This is a genomic window from Aeromonas ichthyocola (assembly GCF_046087985.1).
Taxonomy (GTDB): domain Bacteria; phylum Pseudomonadota; class Gammaproteobacteria; order Enterobacterales; family Aeromonadaceae; genus Aeromonas; species Aeromonas rivipollensis.
In genome coordinates, this window is sequence record NZ_JBJSWH010000002.1 from 361,162 (window position 1) to 383,113 (window position 21,952).

The 21,952-nt window shown below is 60.9% G+C and carries 18 protein-coding genes and 1 pseudogene; 12 read left to right on the plus strand and 7 right to left on the minus strand.

Annotated features, from left to right (window positions below; translation table 11 throughout):
• Window positions 1-110: 110 nt before the first annotated feature.
• The 5 genes from cysK to ACF2JD_RS06385 all read left to right on the plus strand — a co-directional run bounded on the left by cysK (window position 111) and on the right by ACF2JD_RS06385 (window position 4,922).
• Window positions 111-1,079 carry a cysteine synthase A gene (cysK, locus tag ACF2JD_RS06365; protein WP_106886198.1) on the plus strand — a complete coding sequence of 323 codons (969 nt, stop codon included), beginning with the start codon at window positions 111-113 and terminating at the stop codon, window positions 1,077-1,079.
• Between the two features lie 440 nt (window positions 1,080-1,519).
• Window positions 1,520-1,777: an HPr family phosphocarrier protein gene (locus ACF2JD_RS06370; protein WP_005303128.1), complete on the plus strand. Its 258-nt coding sequence runs from the start codon at window positions 1,520-1,522 to the stop codon at window positions 1,775-1,777.
• 44 nt (window positions 1,778-1,821) lie between these two features.
• On the plus strand, window positions 1,822-3,549 hold the full coding sequence (gene ptsI, locus ACF2JD_RS06375) for a phosphoenolpyruvate-protein phosphotransferase PtsI (protein WP_440987031.1): 1,728 nt from the start codon (window positions 1,822-1,824) through the stop codon (window positions 3,547-3,549).
• Window positions 3,550-3,592: 43 nt separating this feature from the next.
• Window positions 3,593-4,102 (plus strand): PTS glucose transporter subunit IIA, encoded by a 510-nt coding sequence (gene crr, locus ACF2JD_RS06380; protein ID WP_005325875.1) that lies wholly within the window; start codon window positions 3,593-3,595, stop codon window positions 4,100-4,102.
• 274 nt (window positions 4,103-4,376) lie between these two features.
• Window positions 4,377-4,922: a cytochrome b/b6 domain-containing protein gene (locus ACF2JD_RS06385; protein ID WP_440987032.1), complete on the plus strand. Its 546-nt coding sequence runs from the start codon at window positions 4,377-4,379 to the stop codon at window positions 4,920-4,922.
• A 99-nt stretch (window positions 4,923-5,021) separates the two neighbouring features.
• On the opposite strand, the gene ACF2JD_RS06390 is transcribed toward ACF2JD_RS06385, so the two are convergent.
• The 5 genes and pseudogenes from ACF2JD_RS06390 to ACF2JD_RS06410 form a co-directional block, all read right to left on the minus strand.
• A complete protein-coding gene (locus ACF2JD_RS06390) occupies window positions 5,022-5,249 on the minus strand; it encodes a hypothetical protein (protein WP_440987033.1) in 228 nt (75 codons plus the stop codon).
• On the minus strand, window positions 5,206-5,541 hold the full coding sequence (locus ACF2JD_RS06395; protein ID WP_440987034.1) for a hypothetical protein: 336 nt from the start codon (window positions 5,539-5,541) through the stop codon (window positions 5,206-5,208). Before ACF2JD_RS06395 ends, ACF2JD_RS06390 begins: the two co-directional genes overlap by 44 nt.
• A gap of 460 nt (window positions 5,542-6,001) precedes the next feature.
• Window positions 6,002-9,761 (minus strand): annotated as a pseudogene (locus ACF2JD_RS06400) (AAA family ATPase).
• Window positions 9,758-10,984 (minus strand): exonuclease SbcCD subunit D C-terminal domain-containing protein, encoded by a 1,227-nt coding sequence (locus ACF2JD_RS06405; protein WP_408792644.1) that lies wholly within the window; start codon window positions 10,982-10,984, stop codon window positions 9,758-9,760. Before ACF2JD_RS06405 ends, ACF2JD_RS06400 begins: the two are co-directional and overlap by 4 nt.
• 104 nt (window positions 10,985-11,088) lie before the next feature.
• On the minus strand, window positions 11,089-11,517 hold the full coding sequence (locus ACF2JD_RS06410) for a GNAT family N-acetyltransferase (protein WP_106886193.1): 429 nt from the start codon (window positions 11,515-11,517) through the stop codon (window positions 11,089-11,091).
• 180 nt (window positions 11,518-11,697) lie between these two features.
• Between ACF2JD_RS06410 and rdgC the strand changes: the two genes are divergently transcribed.
• Entirely contained in the window at window positions 11,698-12,609 is a 912-nt protein-coding gene (rdgC, locus tag ACF2JD_RS06415; RefSeq protein WP_106886192.1) for a recombination-associated protein RdgC, read from the plus strand.
• A gap of 84 nt (window positions 12,610-12,693) precedes the next feature.
• On the opposite strand, the gene ACF2JD_RS06420 is transcribed toward rdgC, so the two are convergent.
• Entirely contained in the window at window positions 12,694-13,308 is a 615-nt protein-coding gene (locus ACF2JD_RS06420; RefSeq protein WP_234691630.1) for a GDSL-type esterase/lipase family protein, read from the minus strand.
• A 115-nt stretch (window positions 13,309-13,423) separates the two neighbouring features.
• Here ACF2JD_RS06420 and ggt point away from each other — a divergent pair, with 115 nt between their 5' ends.
• Window positions 13,424-15,205, plus strand: coding sequence for a gamma-glutamyltransferase (ggt, locus tag ACF2JD_RS06425; protein ID WP_440987035.1), 1,782 nt, complete (start codon window positions 13,424-13,426; stop codon window positions 15,203-15,205).
• Window positions 15,206-15,396: 191 nt separating this feature from the next.
• Here ggt and ACF2JD_RS06430 read toward each other — a convergent pair whose 3' ends face one another.
• A complete protein-coding gene (locus ACF2JD_RS06430; RefSeq protein ID WP_106886188.1) occupies window positions 15,397-16,698 on the minus strand; it encodes a sigma-54-dependent transcriptional regulator in 1,302 nt (433 codons plus the stop codon).
• A 369-nt stretch (window positions 16,699-17,067) separates the two neighbouring features.
• On the opposite strand from ACF2JD_RS06430, the gene ACF2JD_RS06435 reads away from it, so the two are divergent.
• The 5 genes from ACF2JD_RS06435 to ACF2JD_RS06455 all read left to right on the plus strand — a co-directional run bounded on the left by ACF2JD_RS06435 (window position 17,068) and on the right by ACF2JD_RS06455 (window position 21,483).
• On the plus strand, window positions 17,068-17,646 hold the full coding sequence (locus ACF2JD_RS06435) for a hypothetical protein (protein WP_234570209.1): 579 nt from the start codon (window positions 17,068-17,070) through the stop codon (window positions 17,644-17,646).
• Between the two features lie 192 nt (window positions 17,647-17,838).
• Window positions 17,839-18,828, plus strand: a complete 990-nt coding sequence (locus tag ACF2JD_RS06440) for a hypothetical protein (protein ID WP_171277267.1) — start codon at window positions 17,839-17,841, stop codon at window positions 18,826-18,828.
• 54 nt (window positions 18,829-18,882) lie between these two features.
• Window positions 18,883-19,560, plus strand: a complete 678-nt coding sequence (locus ACF2JD_RS06445) for a C39 family peptidase (protein WP_106886187.1) — start codon at window positions 18,883-18,885, stop codon at window positions 19,558-19,560.
• Window positions 19,561-19,567: 7 nt separating this feature from the next.
• Window positions 19,568-20,227 (plus strand): hypothetical protein, encoded by a 660-nt coding sequence (locus ACF2JD_RS06450; RefSeq protein WP_139744216.1) that lies wholly within the window; start codon window positions 19,568-19,570, stop codon window positions 20,225-20,227.
• 62 nt (window positions 20,228-20,289) lie between these two features.
• Window positions 20,290-21,483: a transporter gene (locus ACF2JD_RS06455; RefSeq protein WP_106886185.1), complete on the plus strand. Its 1,194-nt coding sequence runs from the start codon at window positions 20,290-20,292 to the stop codon at window positions 21,481-21,483.
• The last annotated feature ends 469 nt before the right edge of the window (window positions 21,484-21,952 follow it).

A 21,952-nucleotide genomic window follows, 5' to 3' on the forward strand; every position in this document is an offset into this window, starting at 1 on the left:
ATAAGTTCTATATGTTGTAATAACATATTGTTATAACGATTCGTCACTTCTCATTCAGAAACCACAGGGTAATCTTGTTTCATCGCCTTAACAAACACAGGGATAGCACCATGAGCAAAATTTTTGAGGACAACAGCCAGACCATAGGCAACACCCCGCTGGTTCGTCTCAACCGTGTTACCAAGGGCCGCGTGCTGGCCAAGATCGAGAGCCGCAACCCGAGCTTCAGCGTCAAGTGCCGGATCGGCGCCAATCTCATCTGGGATGCCGAGAAACGCGGCGTATTGACCCAGGGCAAGGAGATCATCGAGCCTACCAGCGGCAACACGGGCATTGCCTTGGCTTTCGTGGCGGCTGCCCGTGGCTATCCCATCACCCTGACCATGCCGGCCACCATGAGCCTGGAGCGCCGCAAGCTGCTCAAGGCGCTCGGTGCCAACCTGGTGCTGACCGAAGGGCCCCTGGGCATGAAGGGCGCCATCGCCAAGGCCAACGAGATCCTGGAATCCGAGCCGGGCAAGTATGTGCTGCTGCAGCAGTTCGAAAACCCCGCCAACCCCGAGATCCATGAACAGACCACTGGCCCCGAGATCTGGGATGCCACCGACGGCGAGGTGGATGTGTTTGTGGCAGGTGTCGGTACCGGCGGCACCATCACAGGGGTCTCCCGCTACATCAAGCAGACCAAGGGCAAGGCCATCATCTCGGTCGCGGTCGAACCGGCCGAGTCCCCCGTCATCAGCCAGAAACTGGCGGGTGAAGAGATCAAACCCGGCCCCCACAAGATCCAGGGCATTGGCGCCGGCTTCATTCCTGGCAACCTGGACCTGACGCTGCTGGACCGCGTCGAACAGGTGAGCAGCGAGGAGTCCATCGAGATGGCTCGCCGCCTGATGGAAGAGGAAGGCATACTGGCGGGGATAAGCTCAGGCGCCGCCGTGGTGGCTGCCGCCCGTCTGGCCGAGCTGCCGGAGTTCAAGGACAAGACCATAGTCGTCGTGCTGCCAAGCGCCGCCGAACGCTACCTCTCCAGCGCCCTCTTCGCCGGCGTGTTCAGCGAGCAGGAACTGCAGCAGTAATTGATCGTCTTACATCAAAACAACGGCGCCTCTGGGGCGCCGTTTTCATTATGCGCTAAACTCAGTAGCCATCAGTGTCAGTCGGCCCCTTATTTTTTGGGGTAAAATAACAAACTTGGGCCTGACAAAAAAAGCAGACATTCTGTGATAAATCTCATATCCTGTGCCGCGTCACGAGGTGTTTACCGGCTAGGTATCACAAGGTAACAAAGTGTTATTTTTCGTTATAAATTAATTTCAGGCCAGTCCTGACGCGGCTTTCAGCCCGATAACGAAAAGACTTAGCCTGGACGCCGAATACTGCACAGAAAATTGACCTGGATTAAACCATTGCGGGTCTGATTTCGTTACTTTACAACATATCCATACTGACACGGTGAGACAGGAAGCCTCATTAGCGACCATCTCTCCACACAATATCAATAATATGGGGTGAAACCATGTACGAGAAGTCTGTTGTTATTACTGCTGAAAACGGCCTGCACACCCGTCCTGCAGCTCAGTTCGTGAAAGAAGCCAAAGAATTCCAAAGCGAGATCACTGTGGTCTCCGGTGGCAAATCCGCCAGCGCCAAGAGCCTGTTCAAGCTGCAGACCCTGGGCCTGACCAAAGGCACCAACGTGACCATCCAGGCCGACGGCCCGGACGCTCAGAAAGCCGTTGAGAAGCTGGTTGCCCTGATGGACGAGCTGGAGTAATCCAGCTTTATTCCTCCCCCACAGTCGTTTTAATAGGAAGGATTATGATATCTGGCATTCTTGCGTCCCCCGGTATCGCATTCGGTAAGGCGCTTCTTCTGAAAGAAGATGAAATCGTTATCAATCAGGGCAAGATTTCTGCTGACCAGATTGACGTCGAGATCAACCGCTTCCTCGAAGCCCGCACCAAGTCAGCCGCACAGCTGGAAGCCATCAAAGAGATGGCCGGTCGTACCTTCGGTGAAGAAAAAGAGGCCATCTTCGAAGGCCACATCATGCTGCTCGAAGATGAGGAGCTGGAAGGGGATATCAGATCCTTCATCAAAGACAACAAGGCGTCCGCCGACAAAGCCATCTATGAGGTGATCGAACAGTACGCCAAGATGATGGCCGAGCTGGATGACCCCTATCTGCGCGAGCGCGCCACCGACTTCCGTGACATCGGTACCCGTCTGGTGAAGAACGTGCTGGGCATCGCCGTTGTCAACCTGAGCACCATAGACGAAGAGGTCATCCTAGTCGCCAAAGACCTGACCCCGTCCGAAACCGCTCAGATCAACCTGAAATATGTGCTGGGTTTTGTCACCGACATCGGTGGCCGTACCTCTCACACCTCCATCATGGCCCGCTCCCTGGAGCTGCCGGCCATAGTGGGCACCAACGACATCACTGCGCGCGTCAACAATGGCGAGATGCTGATTCTGGATGGCATCAACAACCAGATCATCATCAACCCGACCGCCGTTCAGCTGGCTGAGGCCAAGAAATTCCAGGCCCAGTTCCAGGCCGAGAAAGACGAGCTGGCCAAGCTGAAAGATCTGCCCGCCATCACGCTGGATGGTCATCAGGTCGAAGTCTGCGCCAACATAGGTACCGTCAAGGATACCGAGGGTGCCATCCGCAATGGCGCCGAAGGCGTGGGTCTGTACCGCACCGAGTTCCTGTTCATGGACCGCGATGCGCTGCCGACCGAAGATGAGCAGTTCAAGGCCTACAAAGAAGTGGCAGAGGCCATGCCGGATCAGCCGATCATCGTCCGCACCATGGACATCGGCGGCGACAAAGAACTGCCCTACATGAATTTCCCGAAAGAGATGAACCCCTTCCTGGGCTGGCGTGCCGTGCGTATTTTCTTCGATCGCGAAGACATCATGCACGCCCAGCTGAAGGCCATACTGCGCGCCTCTGCCTTCGGCAAACTGCGCATCATGTTCCCGATGATCATCTCCGTCGAAGAGTTCCGCAGCCTCAAGGCAACCGTGGAACAGCTGAAGGCCGAACTGCGTGCCGACGGCAAAGCCTTTGATGAATCCATCGAAGTGGGTATCATGATCGAGACCCCGGCTGCTGCCGTGATGGCTCATCATCTGGCCAAGGAAGTGGATTTCTTCAGTATCGGTACCAATGACCTGACCCAGTACACCCTGGCTGTCGATCGTGGTAACGAGATGATTTCCGCCATGTACAACCCGCTGTCACCCTCCGTCCTGACCCTGATCAAGATGGTGATCGACGCTTCCCATGACAATGGCAAGTGGACCGGTATGTGCGGTGAACTGGCTGGTGACGAACGCGCCACCCTGCTGCTGCTGGGTATGGGTCTGGATGAGTTCTCCATGAGCGCCATCTCTGTACCGCGTATCAAGAAGCTTATCCGCAACACCAACTTCGAAGATGTGAAGGCAATGGCAGACCAGGCTCTGAGCTATGCGACCGCCGCCGAAATCGAAGCCTGTGTAGATAACTTTATTAAGCAGAAGGCAGTCTGCTAAGATCGGCTGCAAACAGCGACAATCATCTCTAGGAGCTTTTACTATGGGTCTGTTTGATAAACTGAAGAAACTGGTCTCCGATGACAGTTCTGACACCGGCGGCATCGAAATCTTCGCTCCGCTGTCTGGCGAAATCGTGCCCATCGAAGATGTGCCTGACGTTGTCTTCGCCGAGAAGATCGTCGGTGACGGCATCGCCATCAAGCCGGCTGGCAACAAGATGGTTGCTCCGTGCGACGGCACCATCGGCAAGATCTTCGAGACCAACCACGCGTTCTCTCTGGAATCCGACTCTGGTATCGAGCTGTTCGTTCACTTCGGTATCGACACCGTCGAGCTGAAAGGCGAAGGCTTCACCCGCATCGCTCAGGAAGGTCAGAAGGTCAAGCGCGGTGACACCATCATCGAGTTCGATCTGGCCGTACTGGAAGCCAAGGCGAAGTCTACTCTGACTCCGGTGGTCATCTCCAACATGGACGAGATCAAAGAGCTGATCAAGATGACTGGCGCAGTGACCGTGGGCGAGACCCCGGTTATCCGCATCAAGAAATAATGCAACGCTGGCTGGTGCCAGCTGCTGCAACAAAAAACCGAAGCCCTGGGCTTCGGTTTTTTTATGGGCAACACCTTGGGTCCGCCTGCCCCTTAGCCATCTGGGCTAGCTGGTTCCCTGACCGGGCAAGGGCAATCCGATGTAAAAGCGCGGTCAAGATCAAGGCATTGTCCGGCAAGCCTTGTAGCATGGGTGTGGAAACCACGGGATCCCGGCGCCGTGCGTGACGGGATGGACCAGGGCGATACAATGCGCCCTCCGGAAGGAGATGAAGATGCTGAAGAATACGGAACAACGTTATGGCAGCCTGAGCATAGGGTTGCACTGGCTGACCCTGCTGCTGATGGTGGCCGTCTATGGGCTGATGGAGTTCAGGGATATTTTCCCCAAGGGCTCGGCCGGACGCGACCTGATGAAGGAGTGCCACTTCATGGTGGGCTTGCTCATTCTGGCGCTGGTGGTGGCGCGACTGCTGGTGCGCTTTGGCAGCCCCTCACCGCGCATAGTGCCCGCCCCCTCGCCCCTGATGCTCAAGCTCGGCCACCTCGCCCATCTGGCCCTGTACGGCTTCTTGATCCTGACGCCGCTGCTGGGTTGGCTGCTGCTGAGCGCGGGTGGCAAGCCCATCCCCTTCTTCGGATTAGAACTGCCCGCCCTTATCGCGCCGGATGATGGCTTGAAGGGAACGATAAAAGAGCTGCACGAGACGCTGGCCAACATAGGCTATGCCCTGATAGCCCTGCATGCTGCGGCGGCCATCTATCACCATCATGTGCTCAAGGACAACACACTGACCAATATGTTGCCCGAGATAAAATAGCCCGGGCGGACAACAGCAACAAAAAGGCTCCGATACCGGAGCCTTTTTGTTCCAAGGTATGGTTCAAAGGTAAGTGAGCGCTGATCGCGGGTAAAGCGCTCATTGCGCGGCTCTGACCGCCTTGGTCGCAGCATTTTCTCCCGGTTGCCACTCCTGATAGGGACCGTGAATGGCGGAGTAGATCTTGTCGAGCTGACCGGAGGCCCTGAGCCGCTCGATGGACTGGGTCAGGAAACGGTCGACCGCATCCCCTTCGGCCCCTTGGGGATGATGAACCAGTCCGTCAAACTCGCCGAAATAGACCCGGTGGATATTGGTCAGCCCCATCTTGCGCAGGGTGAAATCCGCCTCCTCCTGCGCACAGAAAGGCATCGATGCGGCCCCGGCTCAGCTTGCCGAGGGATTGCTCGAGCGAGAGGGAGCGTTTGACCGAGAAGGGCCAGAAGTGGGTCATACCCTCGATGAGCAGGTCCCCGCTTGGTGTCTGGTCGCCCAGCACCATGGCGGGAGTAATGGGCGCCGCACTGTTGCTGTAGAGCACGTGGGTCACCTTGCCAAAGGTCACCGAGCTGAAGCGATAGGGCAGCATGGACTCGTCGATGTAAGGATTTCGCAGCACCAGCAGGTGGAGACCTCACCTCCCACCACCACGCTGCGAGTGGCACGGGACATGGGGTAGACCATCACGCTCACCTCCACCCCATCATCCAGCCCGGCGATGGCCTTAACCAAGTCGACGAAGGGACCAGTGCCGTTGGAATCGATGAGCCCCGGCAACAAACCGAGATCAGCTGAAAAATGGTCGGTCGGCCAGGTTCTGCCGCAGCCAGCCGCTCCTCGTCGACCCCCGCCATCCCCAGCAGCATGGCCGACGACATCAAACCTGCCAGCACGCCCACTCTCAGATGCTTCATGATGCAACCCCTCACCACCTTGGCCGGCATGGCCCTGTTAAATGAAGACATCGATATGGGCACCAGTGTCTGGGGCAAGTACAAATAAGATGTTAAAAAACACACCGAGATCAAGGTTTTGACACATCTGGGACATAGCCTTTTGTTATGGCTGAAGCGTCACCCTCAGGGCAAGACCACCCGGCTCTCGCCACCGCCGAGGGCCTCGACCCGGATCTGCACGCCGATCCGCTCCACCAGGGTCTGAACGTGGGAGATGACCCCGATCTGGCGACCGGCGGCCTGCAGGGAGTCCAGACTGGAGAGCGCCAGATCCAGGCTGTCCGGATCCAGGGTGCCGAACCCCTCATCGATGAACAGCGATTCGACCTGGGTCTGGCGGGAGGAGAGGCTGGAGAGGGCCAGCGCCAGCGCCAGCGACACCAGGAAGCTCTCGCCGCCGGAGAGGGAGTCCACAGACCTCACCTCGTCCCCCATGTCCAGATCCACCACTTGCAGCGCCAGATCCGTGCCGGGCACCCGCTCCAGCCGATAGCGCGGCGACAGCTCGCCGAGCTGGGCGTTGGCCTCCAGCAGCAGACGTTCGAGCGTGAGGCTCTGGGCGAAGGTACGCAGCTTGGCGCCGCTGGCGGAGCCGATAAGCTCGGACAGTTGCAGCCAGTGATCCGCCACCGCCTGCTGGGCGGCCAGCGCCTCCTGCAGGCTCCCCGCCTTCAGTGCCGCCGCCTCGGCCTGAGCCAGGGTGCTCTTGCACTCGAACAGCTGCTCTTCAAGCTCGCGGCAGCGGGCCTCGCAGCGCTGCCAGCCGCTAGCTCAGCTCTGCATCCGGCAGGGCGGCCAGCTCGGGGATGATGCTCCCGATAGCGTTCCCGCTTGCTCTCCTCCAGCGCCAGCGCCCGCTGCCGCTCGGCAAGACGGGTGCGCGCCTCGCCAAGGGCATCTTCCAGCCCTTGCAGGGCGGTGCGGCGCGCCTTGAGCTCATCGGGGGTGATGGCGAGCAGGCGGCGCAGGTCGTACTCGGCGATGCCGAGGGTACTGGCATGGGCAGCCCAGCGCCCCAGCACCTCCCGCTTGCGGCGGCTGCTCACCTGCTTTTCCTGCTCCACATGGGTGAGGCGGGCCTTGAGCTCGGTCTGCCGCTCCGCAGGGCGACGGGCGCCGCTGTTGCATCGCCTCCAGTTCGCTGGCGAGCTGCTGCAGTCGCTGCTGCCACGGTCCTCTCGACCAGCGGCGATCTCCGGCCTCCGAGACAGGCCGCGCGGCTGGTGAGCAGCCCCTGCCGCTGCTGCTCATGCTCCTTGTAGTCCCGCTCCAGCTTGTGCAGCAGCTCGCGCTGGGTCTGCAGGCGCGCCTCCTGTGCGCTCAGGCCGGGGTCAGGCTGGCGATCTCGCTGGCCAGCCGCTCCCACTCACTCTGGCCGTGCAGCCAGGCTCCTCGCAGGCCCGCTGCCACTCGTGCCACTGCTGGCTGCCGAGCCACTGGCGCCACGGTTGGCCGCCCATCTGCTCGTCGAGGCGGCTGGGCGCCTTGCTCAAGGCGCTGGCGCAGGGTCGCTTCCTGCTCGCCCATCCCCTTCACTTCCCCTTCCAGCGCGATGCGCTGGCGGTCGGCCTCCTGCCACTGCTGGTCAAACTGCTGGTGCTGGGCAGCCAGCTGGCTCAGTTGCTGACGCACCCCTTGCAACTGTTGCTGACCAAGCTGGGCCTGACGCAGCTGCTGCTGGCTCTGGGCCAACCCCTGCTCCAGCGCCTGGCCACGGCCGAGCAGGGTGCTCATCAGCTCGTTCCACTCAATGGGGCTTTGGCGCAGTGGCAGCGGATGGCCGAGCAGGGTATCGCCCCCCAGCTGTTGCCAGCGCTGGGTCAGCTGCTCGGCGCGGCTTCCAGCTCCGGCAGATGTTGCTGGCGCACCGCCAGCTGACGGGCCAGCTCTGACGCTCGCTCTCGCACTGAATGTATTGATGGTTGAGCCGCTCCCATTCGAGTTCGAGGCTGCGGGCCCGCTCCGCCAGCTGACCCAGAATCCCCGCCACCTGCGGCTGGCTCTGGCTGTAGGGGTGCTCCTCGGCGCCACACAGCGGGCAAGGTTCGCCATCGCTCAGGATATGGCGATACTGCTCGAAGCTGGCGATGGCGCGGGACTGCTCCAGCGCGTGGCGCGCCTCATCCCGCTGCAGGGCGAGCCGCTCGCGGGCTGGCGCCAGCTCTTCGCCGGGTGGCAGCTTGCCGAGTGCCTGCTCCAGCTGGGCAATCTCCTGCTGCAGGCGGCCATGCTGCTCGCCGTGGTTGCGGCCATAATCGGCCAGCTCCAGCAGCTGGCGCAGCTGACCCAGCTGTTCGGTCTGCTGCTGCCACTGCTCCTGCGCCTTGGCGAGGCGGCTCTCCCACTGCTGCTCCTGCAGCTCGTTCTGTTGCTGTTGCAGCCGCGCCTGCTCCTGTTGCCAGTAGTCGCGCTCCTGCTGGCCCTGCTCCAGCTGGCGTTGCAACTGCTGCAGGGCGCGCAGCTGGTGATCCCGCAGGGTGAGCAGCTGTTGCAGCTTGTCGGCATCCTCGGCCCAATCCTGCATGGCGGTGAGCAGGGGCTGCCACTGGCGGGCCACCGGGGCCAGCCCCTTGTGCTCTTCGAGCCAGAGCCCCCACTGCTGGTGCTGCTGCTTGAGCAGCTCGACCTGTTTGCTCTGCTCGCGCCAGCCCTGCTCGAGGGTGAGCTGGACTTCCCGCTCCTGCGCCCCCTCCTGCTGGATCTTCTGCAACTGCTGCACTTTTTCCCGGATGCGGGTATCGAGCTCCTGCGCCCGCTTGAGCTCGGGTTGCAGGGCGCCCCACTCCCGCTCGGCGGCAATCTTGTCGGCAAGCAGTTGCTGCTCGCGCAGCGCGGCCTGCTGCAACACAGGTTCAACCTGCTCCAGCTGGGGGGCAAGCTGGCCTATCTGCAGCTCCTGCTGCTGCACCTCCAGGGTGAGGCGGGCGAGTTCGTCGTGATCGGCGCGGGCCACCTGGGCCTGTTCGGCGCGGGCAAACTCTTCCCGGCCGGACGCCGCCTCGCCATGGGCCGCCTCGGCGGCGGCCAGCGCCTCCTGCCCCTCCCGGCAGGCCTGCAACTGGGCGGCAATCCGTCCGTTGAGATCCCGCAAGTCCTGCAACAGCTGACGCTGCTGCTGTTCGTGCTTGAGGCTGGTGGAGAGGTTCAGCTGCCGGGCGACCCAGTGCTCGCGTGTCTCGTCGTCCATCAGGGCCACGTCGCCGAGCCGCTGCTGTATGGTCGCCAGCGCCTGCTGCTCGGCCCGCGCCCGCTCATGGGTCTGGATGGAGATGGCGGAGTAGAGCTCGGTGCCCGTCATCCGCTCGAGCAGGGCGGAGCGCTCATCGGCGCTCGACTTGAGGAAGGCGGCAAACTCCCCTTGCGGCAGTATCACTGCGCGGCGGAACTGCTCCCAGGAGAGGCCCACCAGCTCGTCGATGCGATCCTGCAGCTCCCGCTTGCTGCCGGAAAAGACCTGCCCCGACTCGACGTCGGTCAGGCTGCGCTCCTGGGCCTGGAAGCGCCCTTCCGAGCGATTGCGTGCCCGCCGCACCGCCCAGCGCGCCAGGTAGATGCGGCCGTCACAGCCGCGGAACTGCACCTCGGCATAGCCGCTGGCGTGGCCGCGGCTGAGGATATTTTTCACATCATTGGCGGTTAATTTTTCTTTTTCGTCTTCATCCGCTCGGCCAATTTTCTCAACATTCTTGCGATTGGCGATAAAGCGCGGCATCTCGTCATAGAGGGCGAGGCAGATGGCGTCGAGCAATGTGCTCTTGCCTGCGCCTGTATTGCCCGTGATGGCAAAGAGCCCGGCAGCCCCCAAAGCGCCACCTGCGAAGTCGATGGTGAAAGCCCCGGTCAGGCTGGCCAGGTTTTCCCCTGCAAGAGACAAGATTTTCATGTGTTGGATTCCTTGACCTGCTCCAGGATCTCTTCAAACGACGCCACCAGTTCGGCCGCCGGCTCCCCCTCGAACTGCCGCCGATAGCAGAGACGGAACACCTCTGTGGGGGATAGCTCATCCAGCCTGCGCCGCTCGCGGCCATCGGCCAGCCCCTCCCCCGAGCCCTGATACTGGGTGCTGATGCGGGCCAGACGCACCGGCTTGCCCGCCATGGCCGCCAGAATGCGCTCGCGGATGCGGGCCTCGGGCTTGGGCAGCAGCAGCCGCACCTCGAGGAAGGGCTGTGCCTCCTGGGGGCAATCGGGCAGGGAGAGCGCCTCTATGGCGGTGAGCGCCTCCTCGAGTGTGCTCTGGGGCAGGCGGATCATCTCCACCGCACGGGGCACAGGGATCCGCTCCAGCCCCACCAACTTGCCCCCCTCAAACGTCACTTCCAGCACCTGATGGTTGTAGTTGGCCTCGGCGAGGGAGAGCGGCAGCGGCGAGCCGCTGTAGTGCACGCCCTCGGCCGGGCTCTGGGCCAGATGGAGGTGGCCAAGGGCGGTGTAGTCGGCAGTGGCGAAGATGTCGGCGGGCAGGGCATGCTGATTGCCGCCGAGCACCCGCCGCTCGGAGAGCTCGGAGAGCTGGCCCGCCGCCAGGTAGGCATGGCCCATGGCGATGAGCGCCTGGCCGGGTTCGCAGCGCGCACGGCCTTGCGCCAGCACTTCCTGGTAGATCTGGCGAACTCCCTCGATCAGCCGATCCTGTCCCTCTTCGAGCGGCTCCACCCTCAGGTCGCTGCTGCGAAGAAAAGGCACGGCGGCGCACCAGGCGGCAACCTTGCCCTCCCTGTCTTGCAGCGGCACCAGCAGGCGATCGGCTTCGAGCTTGCCCTCCCCGTCCCGGCTGATGCTGCCCACCAGATGCAGGTCGAAGGCCCGCAGCAGCTCGTGGGGGGCGTCCAGCTTGGAGGGAGAGTCGTGGTTGCCACCGACCAGCACCATGTTGAGGCGGGGCATCTCGGCGCGCAGCCTGGCCAGGAAGCGATAGAGTTGCTGCCAGGCGCTGGCGGGAGGGTTGGCGGTATCGAACAGATCCCCAGCTACCAGCAGGGCGTCGATCTGCCGCGTCTTGATGGTGTCGGTCAGCCAGTCGAGAAAGGCATCGTGTTCGAAGCGGCGCTCATGGCCATGGAGTTGATGGCCAAGGTGCCAGTCGGCAGTGTGCAGGATCTTCATGAAAAGCGGCTCGAAAGATAAGAGGGGGGGCAGTGGTACCCGATGAGGACAAGATGAGGATACGACCCTCTTTTTTCAAGCAAAACAGGCCGGTGACGTCAGATTCAGACGGCTTGGAAATGCATCTGGTACTGGGGATGACCGGTCAGGGGATCCGAGACCTCACCCCCGATCCTGAACCCGTGGCGGCGATAGAAGCGCACCGCCGGCTCGTTCTCCACGAAGACCCGGGTATGGAGCGCCCCCACCTGTTGCTTGGCCTCCTGCAGCAGGGCATGACCAACCCCGCGTCCCTGGCGGTCGGGTCGCACGAAGAGGGCGGCCAGGTAGTCATCCACCAGGGCCATGAAACCGAGCAGTTCCCCGCGCTCTTCAAACACCCAGATGCGGGCGTGGTCGAGGTAGCGGGTACGCAGCTCCTCCTGAGCCTGCCACCAGCAGGAAGCGTCAACGAAATCATGGGCCTGCAAGGATGCCAGGAGCCAGATCTCGACGATCTCTTCCATGTCTTCCGGCCGGCTCGCTCTCAACATATTCGCATCCTTGTTAACAATTTGAACACTCGCAGTCTAGGGGAGTTCGATGACAAGACGGGCGGTCAAGATGAGGCCATGTGAAGTCGATCGCCCTTTATTTAGCGAGAATGATTGGCTGATCACAAAGCGCCTCTCTAGTACAATGCCCGCCGGACAATCTATGAGACCGAGGACGCCATGTGGTTTAAAAACCTGCAGATTTATCGCTTTACCCGCCCCTTTGACCTGACCGTGGATCAGCTGGAAACCCAGCTCGAGGCCTGTGCCTTCACCCCGTGCGGCAGTCAGGACATCTCCCGGTTCGGGTGGGTCAAGCCCCTCGGCAAATTCGGCTCCACCCTGACTCACAGCGCCTCTGGCCATATCCTGCTCTGCGCACGCAAGGAAGAGAAAATGCTGCCGGGCACAGTGGTCAAGGAGATGCTGGCGGAGAAGGTCGAAGCGATCGAATTCGAGCAGGGCCGCGCCCTCAAGAAGAAGGAGAAGGAGGCGCTGAAGGAGGAGATCATGCATACCCTGCTGCCCCGCGCCTTCAGCCGCACCAGCCAGACCTTCGCCTGGATCAATCCGGCCGACAACCTGATGGTGGTGGACGCCGGCTCCGCAAAGAAGGCGGACGATCTGCTGGCCCTGCTGCGCAAGAGCATAGGTACCCTGCCGGTGGTCCCGGTGGCCCTCAAGAACCCGCCCGAGATCACCATGACCGAGTGGCTGAACGAGGGTAACCTGCCCGCCAGCTTCACCCTGGAAGACGAGGCCGAGCTGCGCAGCGCCATGGAGCACGGCGGCATCATCCGCTGCAAGCAGCAGGATCTGATGAGCGACGAGATCAAGAATCACCTGGCCAACGACAAGCTGGTGACCAAGCTGGCCCTGAACTGGGGCGAGACCCTGAGCTTCGTGCTGGGGGACGATCTCTCCATCAAGCGCCTCAAGTTCAGCGAAGAGTTGCGCGAGCAGAACGACGACGTCACCAGCGAGGATCCCGCCGCCCGCCTGGATGCGGACTTTGCCCTGGTGACCGCCGAGCTGGCCCAGTTCATCCCGGCGCTGTTTGCCGCCCTGGGTGGCGAAGAGCAGTCCCTCTGAGTTGTCCCTTGCCCGTAAAAAAAACCGCCTCGGCGGTTTTTTTTGATCCCGGGCGGCCCCGCCGACGCGGCAGGAGCAGCTGCCTCATAGAGCGCCGCGCTCCTGCAAAAGCCGGTGAAGCCGCTCGGCCAGGGCGCCATATCCCTGCGCGTTGAAGTGCACGGCGTCGGACTTGAGCCCGGGAGTGCGCAGCAGCTCGCCAATGCTGTCCTCGTCCAGCACCAGTCCGTACTGCTGTGCCAGCTCCCCGTAGAGGGGCGCACCATCGGCAAACAGGGACTTGCGAGGCACGGCCACCAGCAGCACCTGGGCACCGCTGCCCTGCGCCGCCTCTATCATGGCGGCGAGATTGGCCTTGAGCACCCCCTCCCCGCTGCCGCGCAGCATGTCATTACCTCCCTCCAGCAAGATCACCAGAGCGGGCCTGTGCTCGGCCAGCAGCGCCGGCAAGCGGGCTCGCCCGGCACGGCTTAACTCCCCCGACACCCCGCCATTGATGACGGGGTGGCCGCTCAAGCTCGCCAGTACGCTGGGGTAGCTCTGGGCCGGACTGACCCCGCGCCCCTCGGTCAGGCTGTCTCCGAACGCCAATATGGTCTCCCCCGCCGCCAGGGGTCTGAACCCCGGCTCGCCACAGGCGGTCAGCAGCAGGCAGAGCAGCCCCGTCACGCAACGCCTCACCAGTCCCTCCTTGTGCATCCTGGGCCCCTCCTTGATATTTTTGTAACCATATGAGTATAAAGACAATCTTTCAATCGGGCTCCAACTGTGCCACATTCCGATGACTGTACAAGAAACCGACAAGGAGCCTGTCATGTCCCTCAAACCCCTCGCCCTGCTGGTGGCCTTCGGCCTGCTCACCGGCTGCGCCCCCCAGAGTGCCTTTCATTATGTCCCCCCTCCCCAGACCCTGACAGCCCCCGAGGCGGCCAGCGGCTGGACCGACAAGCCGGGCTGGCAGGGGCGCGACTTCATGGTGGCCGCGGCCAACCCGCTGGCGGTGGATGCGGGCTACCAGATCGTCAAGGCGGGAGGCAGCGCCGTCGATGCGGCCATCGCCGTCCAGCTGGTACTGACCCTGGTGGAGCCGCAATCTTCCGGGATCGGTGGCGGCTCCCTCATGCTGGTGTGGGATGGCAAGCAGGTGGCGGCCGTGGATGGCCGGGAGACGGCACCGGCGGCGGCCACGGATCAGCTCTTCATGAAGGATGGCAAGCCGATGGCGTTCTATGACGGTGTGGTGGGCGGTCGCTCGGTCGGCGCCCCCGGTACTGTGCGTGCACTGGCACTGGCCCACGCCCGCTATGGCAAGCTGCCCTGGGCCAGCCTGTTCGAGCCCGCCATCACCCTCGCCGAACAAGGCTTTGTGATAAGCCCTCGTCTGGCCACCCTGCTGGCAAAGGATCCCTATCTGGCCAAAGACCCCGAGGCCAGGGCCTACTTCTATCAGGCGGATGGTAGCCCCAAGGCGGCGGGCACCCGGCTCACCAACCCGGCACTGGCCGGGGTACTCAGAACGCTGGCACGGGATGGGGCCGATGCCTTCTATCGAGGGCCCATCGCCGAGGCCATGGTGGCCAAAGTCCATGCCCATCCCACCAACCCCGGGGTACTGAGCGCCGCGGATCTGGCCAGCTACAGCGCCAGGCTGCGGGATGGCCTCTGCTTTGACTATCGCCAGAGCGAGGTGTGCGGCTTCCCGACCCCCTCCTCGGGCACCCTGGCCCTCGGCCAGATCTTCGGCATGCTGGAGAGCCGCGACATGGCGGCCCTCAAGCCGGTGCAAGGGGCGGACGGCCGGCTGGCCGCCTCAAGCGAGGCCATCCACCTTTACAGCGAGGCGGCGCGCCTCGCCTTCGCCGACCGCAACCAGTACGTGGCGGACGGCGACTTCGTCACCGTGCCGGTGCGCGGCATGCTGGACAAGGGCTACCTCGCCGAGCGGGGCCGGCTCATCGGTGCCAAGTCCATGGGCGTCGCCCAACCGGGCACGCCGCCACTGGCGCTGGCCCGTGGTCAGGATGCCACCCCCGAGCTGCCCTCCACCAGCCACGTCTCCATAGTGGATGGGGACGGCATGGCGGTCTCCATGACCAGCTCCATCGAGGACGGCTTCGGCTCCCGGCTGATGGTCAACGGCTACCTGCTCAACAACCAGCTCACCGACTTCTCCTTCACCTCGGTGGATACCGCCGGTCTGCCGGTGGCCAACCGGGTGGAGCCCGGCAAGCGCCCGCGCTCCTCCATGTCGCCCCTGCTGGTGTTCGACAAGCAGAGCAAGCAGCTGGAGATGAGCCTGGGCTCCCCCGGTGGCTCGGCCATCATCAACTACGTGGGCAAGGCGCTGCTCGGCACCCAGGACTGGGGGCTGAACCTGCAGCAGGCCATCAACCTGCCCAACTTCGGCAGCCGCAACGGCCCCACCGAGCTGGAGCAGGGACGCACGCCCGAGTCCGTTATCCAGGGGCTCAAGGCCAGGGGGCACGAGATAGTGCTCAGCGAGCAGACCTCGGGCTTGCAGGGGGTGCAACGCAATGCCGGTGGCTGGTTTGGCGCCGCAGACCCGAGGCGGGAGGGGGTTGCCAGGGGCGAGTGATCGCCACTCGCCCACATCAATGGAGGCGGCGCATCGTCAGTGCCTGCTGGCCGCGGACAGGGCCTGACGGCCGCATCCCTACTCTTCCAGACCGGTTTGCGCACATTTGCACAAATAAAAACCCGGGCCTGTTGCCCGGGCTTGGCACTGAACGGCAGGGGAAAAGGCCGCCATGCACGAAATGACGGGAACTACAGCAGATCGTGCTTGTCCAGCAGCCGGTAGAGGGTGGCGCGCGAGATGTCCAGGGTGCGCGCCACCTCCTCCAGCTGGTCAGGGAAACGGGCCAGCGTCCGTTGCAGCGCCTGGCGCTCTGCCGCCTCACGCACGGCCTTGAGCGAGCCATCGAGCAACAGGGAGTCCATGTTGGTCAGCTCCATGTCATCGGCCTCGATGAAGGGGCCAGAACTCATGACGGCTGCCCGCTGTACCCGGTTGCGCAGCTCCCTGACATTGCCAGGCCAACCATAGGACTGCATGGCCTGACGCGCTTTGTGGGTAAAACTCAGCATCCTCCCTCCCCGCACTTCTGCCAGGATATCGTCGGCAAGCAGCTGGATGTCCTCCGCCCGTTCGCACAAGGCAGGGGTGCGCAGCCGCACCACGTTGAGCCGATAGTAGAGGTCCATGCGAAATCCACCGCTGGCCACCGCCTGCTCCACGTCGATATTGGTGGCGGCGATGACCCTTACGTCCACATTCCGAGTCAGATGACTGCCCACGGCCTCTATGCTCTGCTCCTGCAAGAAGCGCAGCAGGGTCGCCTGGTCCTCCAGTGGCAACTCCCCGATCTCGTCGAGGAACAGGGTGCCGCCATCGGCCGCTTCAATCTTGCCTATCTTGCGGCTCTGGGCACCGGTGAAGGCGCCCTTGACGTGGCCGAACAGCTCGGACTGGATCAGCTGATGGGGCATGGCGCCGCAGTTGACGGCCACAAAGGGGCTGTCTTCGCCGAAGGTGCTGTAGTGCAGCTCACGAGCCACCAGCTCCTTGCCGGTTCCGCTGGGCCCGGTCACCAGCACGGGCAGGCGACAATGTTGCAGCCGCATGATCTGCTCGCGCAACTGGCGAATGGCGCTGCTCTCACCCTGGATGAAGCGCAGCTGAGCCGGCATCTTGGGGCGATGGCGCCGGATGAGCTGCGCCATTCCCAACGCATGACCCAGGCTGTGGGAGAGTCTTTCCTGATCGAGCGGGAAGGTGTGGAAATCATGGAAACAGGCTGCAAGCAGGTTGCGCAGGGCCTCGCTGGCCAGGCAATCACGCTCGATCAGGCCAATCCACAGGCTGCTGGAGTGTTGGCCAATCAGGGAATACAAGGCGTCATGCTGATCCGGCTTGATGGCCACCAGCACCAGGGGATAAGTTTTTTCCTGCAATTTCTGTTCTGCCACCGCCAGGGAACTTGCCTGCTCCACTTGCCATTCGCTTTTTATCAGCAGGCTTTCCAGCACGGCACATGAATTGATGAGTAACAATGCCGTTTCTGTCATAGGGAAAACTCCTTGTTATAGCCTCTGCACGAGAGAGTCTGACCATTGCTCCTTGAGGCTCACTCTTTCATCTGGCAAGGGCATGGCGATCATCAAATGACGCCAACTCAAGGTAACCAGACGATGATAACTATAAACCATCCCGCATTTAGACTGATGACACCACAATAATGAGACAGCAAAATTAACGGTGAGAAACAATAAAGTCATTGATAAACAATATGTTGATGAATCATATAAAAGTTCATTATCAAAACTGAGACTTAAACACAAATAGCTCAAATACAAAAACAATATATATCAATAAGTTACTAACTGGCACATTCATTGCTCTCTCTAATAAGCCCTCCTGGCATATGGAGACAGAGCATGAAAACATATATTGCACTGGCAATTATTTCCCTTTCCGCATTCGCACAACAGTCACAAGCAGAGAATCGTGTTGATCTCGGCTCGCAAGCGCTCAGCAATATTCGTGGCGCCATGGGTGTCAATATGGTTGCCGGTAATAACAACCAGCAGGGCAACCTCGCCGCCATAGCGCTATCAGGGCCGGCCATAGTTCAATTTAGCCAACAGAATCAATCCACTACCAATCTCAATGGCAACCAGAGCGTGGCCATTCTGGGCTCGGCGCTGAGCCAGAGCCAGGGGCTGGTCGGGATCAATCAGGGCGCAGGTGAAGCCAACCAGCAGCTCAATGCCTTCGCCTTGTCGCTGGATGACAGCGGCATCGGCGTGGTGACCGACATCAACCTCAGCACCAGTGTTGCAAAGACACCTTCAGGCAAGGTGCCTCCCAACACAACCACCAGTATCTACCTGGATGACAACGCCCTGACGGGCAGTAAAGGCGTCATCCAGGTGAACCAGGTCACGGGACAGGGAAACCAGGCAGTCAACATGGTCTCCCTGCCTCTGGCTGGCGCAGTAACGACATCCCCATGATGTCGCAGGGATCGGAAGCCGAGTCCGGGGGCGTAGGTTCAGCCGATGGGCAAATCTTCCACAGAAAGTTCAATGGAGAGACTCATTATGCGTGGACTTATTTATAGCTCATTAGCCGCTGCGGTTGTCATGGCCATGTCGGGCACCGCCTCCGCCGATTACCGCGGTGACAGGGATGAGACAGGGGCAACCTTGACCAAGAAGGTCAAGGCAGAGGTCGATGTAGAGTACGAAGGCACTGTCCGTGTCGGCGGCTACATCAATGTCAACAAACTCGGCATGGCGGTGGTGGACAACCAACAATCCAGCTCCATGATCGGCACTGGTAATTCAAGAACAGAAAACACGAGCAAGATTGACGGCTCGTTCAAGGGTGCATCCGGTAACGTCGGCGCCAACGTAGCAGCCGGTGACTCCAACGTACAAGGCAACAGCGCTTCCCTGGCAGCCTATGACGAAGTGGATGCCGAGTTCATCATGGGCCGCGGCCAACAACAAGGCATGCCTGGTGGATCTTCGGATGCCGAGATCTTCTCCACCCAAAGTGCCAGCCAAAACTGGACTACCAACCACGGTCATCAGAACAAGGCCGGGATCGGCGATGGGGCATTCAAGGATGCCGCGGGCAACATAGGTGCCAACGTGACGTCTGGCTCGGGTAATGTTCAGGCCAACAACATGGCGGCCTCGGTGTCCACCGGCAACATGGCCGTGGCCACAGTGGCAAACAGCCAGAGCGTGTCCAAGAACATGACCGAGAACAAGAGCCTGAGCGCCACCAGAACCGTGGACTACAACCCCATCTTCCTCAAGCTCAAAGCCGAGGGTGAGTACGAAGGGACCAGCAAGCAGTCCAACGACGTCTATCCGGAAGTCTGGGTCGACGGGGATCACAATCCTGGAGCACAACGCCAGCTTGGTCACATCGACTTCGACAATGACAACAAGAAAAATCCTGGCAAGTTCGAGTTCGAGGAAGAGGGTGATATCAAGCTCAGTGGCTATGCAACTGGCTTCATCCCCGTGGTCAATACCTACACCAGCCGCGAAACCTTCAACCGGGCAACCATCGATGGCGGCGCCTTCAACGGTGCCGTGGGCAACATCGGGGTGAACGTGTCGTCGGGCACCAACAACCTGCAAGCGAACAACCTCTCGCTGGCCGCAGGTTTTGCCAAGTAATGCTCTTCAGAGGGGGCCTTTGCGCCCCCTTTTTTTCAGGACATGGAGGTCTCAATGCGCTGGCTACTGCTGTTGTTATTCTGCCCTGCTGCCTGGTCAGCCAATATGCCATTGGGAGAACATCTCCCGGCACTGGGGGATCTCAACAAACCGGTACAGAGCATTCTGGAGCGCCGTTATGCCAATATCGAGCGCCAACATACAGATTTCAGCTGTGGGGCTGCCGCCGTCGCAACCATACTGCGCTACTCCTACGGCCATGTAACCAATGAACGCTGGGTGATGGATGGCATGTTGGCCATGGCAGACCCGGCACAGGTCAAACACTATGGCTTCTCCATGCTCGACATGAAGCAATATTTGCAAATGCTCGGCATGCGCGTCAGAGGGTATCGCCTGGGAGATGAAAAATTGCGGCAGGTGAGAGTACCCACCATAGTGCTGCTCAATATTCGCGGCTATCAGCACTTTGCCGTGCTGCGTGCCATCGATCGCCACGACCGTGTCTATCTGGCAGATCCGGCCCTCGGAAATCGTGTCATTACGTTCCAGGAGTTCAAGGAAAGCTGGAACGGCATACTGCTCGCCGTTATTGGTGCCGGTTATCGCCCGGATGCGCCTCTGGCCAATCCTTCTCCTCCACTCTCAGCCAGAGGAAAAGATGGGCTGTTCGCCCCCGTCAATGAAACATCCTTGCTGGAATTTGGTTTTCAGCACAAAGAGCTAATGTGAGGTCATCATGAATACCCGACCCGCCATATGCCTCATCTGCAGTCTGGGTGGCTTTGCCTGCCCACTGCTGGCCGATTCAGATCCTCTGGCACTGCTGTCAGACCATTTTGCTCCTGAACTGGCCGATGGAGAGCTGGCCCATTTACGCGGTCGCTATGTCAGTACCCACGGGATCAGCTATTTCGGCATCGAGTTCATTTCAACCCTGACGACGGCTCAGGCCCAGCAAACTGCCGCCATGAACCTGGCGCTGAGCGTGGTGCAAAATAAACCCAAACTGGATGTACGCATCAAGGATGAAGTCAAGACAGTAACAACGACGCCCCAGAGTGCCCCCGTACAAGGCGCTGGCCTGGTGCAGGTCGTGCAGTTGGAGGGGAGCGGCAACAGCTCGGTGAACCAGGCCGGTATTACACTGACGGCCCCCGAAATGACGGGACAGATCGTCTCTGCGGGCAACTACGAGCATCAAGGGAACCTTGGTACTGCCAGTTACCGCGTGTCAGGCAATTATGCGGGGCTGCAACTAAACTCGTCCGACGGACGAGTCCGATTGGAACAGAGTTTGAGAGGAACCGATTTCAGTCGAGGTCTGCTGCAACTCAATAGAGTCAGGGGTGACGGTTTGCAGACGCTCAATCAGACCAGGATCTGGCTTTCTCGCTGAGAACAGATGAATCCCATGGACTGAACTATAAAAAGGATAATAAACAACAAGGACGTATCTCGATGAAACAGTCTACCGTGCTGTTGATTGCACTGACCCCTTTCGCCTGCTGGGGCGCGACCGCAGAGGAAGAGGCCCTACAACAACAGCTTGATCAGCTGCGTCAGCAATTGATCCAGCAAAATCAGGCACTCCATCAGTTACAGGCCCGCCTGGAGGCCGTCAAGGCCACCGGTACGACCGCGGTCGCCGCAGAAGGGGCTGCCGCCGCGGCCCCCTCCCAACCTGACCCGGCTCGCCGGGCCCCCGAAGTCGGTCGCAGTACCGAAGACCTGATGATCGAGCAGCACAACGTATTCGATCGTGCGTTGACCCTCGATTTTGGCCTCTCTTATCAGCACTACAATCGCAAGGATCTCGCCCTGCGCGGTTTTCTTGCCCTGGACGCCATCTTCCTTGGCGAAATCAATCTCGACAGAGTCCGCTCCGATCAATGGACGGCAGACCTGGTGACCCGTTACACCCTCAATGATCGCTGGCAGCTGGAACTGGCCGTGCCCTATATGTACCGCAACACCAACTACCAGAGCACCGGCAAGGAAAACTCCAGTCGTGAGTTTGAGGAGCAGACCGTCAGCGATGGCGGGCTCGGCGATCTCAGCCTCGCCATCTACTACAGAGTCCTGGCCGAGGATGAGGATTGGCCGGATCTGGTCTGGAACCTGCGGGCCAAGGCACCGACCGGCAAGGATCCCTACGGGATAGAGATCATGACCTCGGAGTCCGGCAACCTGATGGTCCCCAAGGATCTCGCCACCGGCAACGGGCTCTGGCAGTTGTCCACCGGCTTCTCCCTGGTCAAGACCATGGACCCCGCCATACTGTTCGCCAACCTCAACTATGGCCACAGCCTCAAGCAAGACTTTGACGATGTCTCCTACCAGCCCGGCGATCAGCCAGGCAGCATCCAGCTCGGTGACTGGTATGAATATGGATTGGGAGTCGCGTTTGCACTGAACGAGCGCTTCAGCCTCTCCTTCAACATCAACCAGCGAATCACCCTCGAATCCAGCCAGGGAGCCGAAGGCTTTGACATGGAGAAGGTCACCGGCTCCGATGCCAACGCCGCCAGTTTCGGCATGGGGTCAACCTGGGCCATCACTGACAAGCTCTCCATGGCGGTCAACTGGTCGGCAGGGCTCACCACGGATGCGCCCGACTACAGCATAGGGCTGCGCTTCCCCTATAGATTCTGAGACCGGCGAGTCGATGCAGCCTGAGCTGGCAGATAATGGCGCCACACCATTGAAGCTGATCCAGGTTGTTCACCCAGAACAGAGGGAGGCATGACGCCTCCCTCTGTCGTTTCATCTGCCTGCTGGCAGCTTCATCCCCTGAGAGGAGAGCCTGGGGCACCCTCGAACTCAACACTCCTCAACCTAAAAGGGAGTGGCTTCCCCCTATTGGGCCACCGAATCACCAGAGGCTCATGTCCTTCACCGTTCGGCCGTCATGACGCCATAGTGCGATCATCGTTTATGAGCGCCCCCAGTTTTTCTTGCAGGGTAAGCGGCCCCTCTGCGGTACAGGGGATGACTTGCCACTCCCCCTTTTGCGACAGCCGAATCACCAGAAGCTTATGTCCTTCACCACTCGGCAGTCATGACGCTATAACGCGGGCGCCGTTATGGGATCCCCCAGTTTGCCCAGCAGGGTAGGCAGCCT

What these genes read in the sequence shown, in the direction of transcription:
- rdgC (WP_106886192.1), top strand. Translation starts at nt 11,698, where the DNA reads ATGTGGTTTAAAAACCTGCAGATTTATCGCTTTACCCGCCCCTTTGAC.
- crr (WP_005325875.1), top strand. Translation starts at nt 3,593, where the DNA reads ATGGGTCTGTTTGATAAACTGAAGAAACTGGTCTCCGATGACAGTTCT.
- ggt (WP_440987035.1), top strand. Translation starts at nt 13,424, where the DNA reads ATGTCCCTCAAACCCCTCGCCCTGCTGGTGGCCTTCGGCCTGCTCACC.
- ACF2JD_RS06370 (WP_005303128.1), top strand. Translation starts at nt 1,520, where the DNA reads ATGTACGAGAAGTCTGTTGTTATTACTGCTGAAAACGGCCTGCACACC.
- ACF2JD_RS06445 (WP_106886187.1), top strand. Translation starts at nt 18,883, where the DNA reads ATGCGCTGGCTACTGCTGTTGTTATTCTGCCCTGCTGCCTGGTCAGCC.
- ptsI (WP_440987031.1), top strand. Translation starts at nt 1,822, where the DNA reads ATGATATCTGGCATTCTTGCGTCCCCCGGTATCGCATTCGGTAAGGCG.
- ACF2JD_RS06410 (WP_106886193.1), bottom strand. Translation starts at nt 11,517, where the DNA reads ATGTTGAGAGCGAGCCGGCCGGAAGACATGGAAGAGATCGTCGAGATC.
- ACF2JD_RS06385 (WP_440987032.1), top strand. Translation starts at nt 4,377, where the DNA reads ATGCTGAAGAATACGGAACAACGTTATGGCAGCCTGAGCATAGGGTTG.
- ACF2JD_RS06420 (WP_234691630.1), bottom strand. Translation starts at nt 13,308, where the DNA reads ATGCACAAGGAGGGACTGGTGAGGCGTTGCGTGACGGGGCTGCTCTGC.
- ACF2JD_RS06450 (WP_139744216.1), top strand. Translation starts at nt 19,568, where the DNA reads ATGAATACCCGACCCGCCATATGCCTCATCTGCAGTCTGGGTGGCTTT.
- ACF2JD_RS06405 (WP_408792644.1), bottom strand. Translation starts at nt 10,984, where the DNA reads ATGAAGATCCTGCACACTGCCGACTGGCACCTTGGCCATCAACTCCAT.
- cysK (WP_106886198.1), top strand. Translation starts at nt 111, where the DNA reads ATGAGCAAAATTTTTGAGGACAACAGCCAGACCATAGGCAACACCCCG.
- ACF2JD_RS06455 (WP_106886185.1), top strand. Translation starts at nt 20,290, where the DNA reads ATGAAACAGTCTACCGTGCTGTTGATTGCACTGACCCCTTTCGCCTGC.
- ACF2JD_RS06430 (WP_106886188.1), bottom strand. Translation starts at nt 16,698, where the DNA reads ATGACAGAAACGGCATTGTTACTCATCAATTCATGTGCCGTGCTGGAA.
- ACF2JD_RS06390 (WP_440987033.1), bottom strand. Translation starts at nt 5,249, where the DNA reads ATGGGGCTGACCAATATCCACCGGGTCTATTTCGGCGAGTTTGACGGA.
- ACF2JD_RS06435 (WP_234570209.1), top strand. Translation starts at nt 17,068, where the DNA reads ATGAAAACATATATTGCACTGGCAATTATTTCCCTTTCCGCATTCGCA.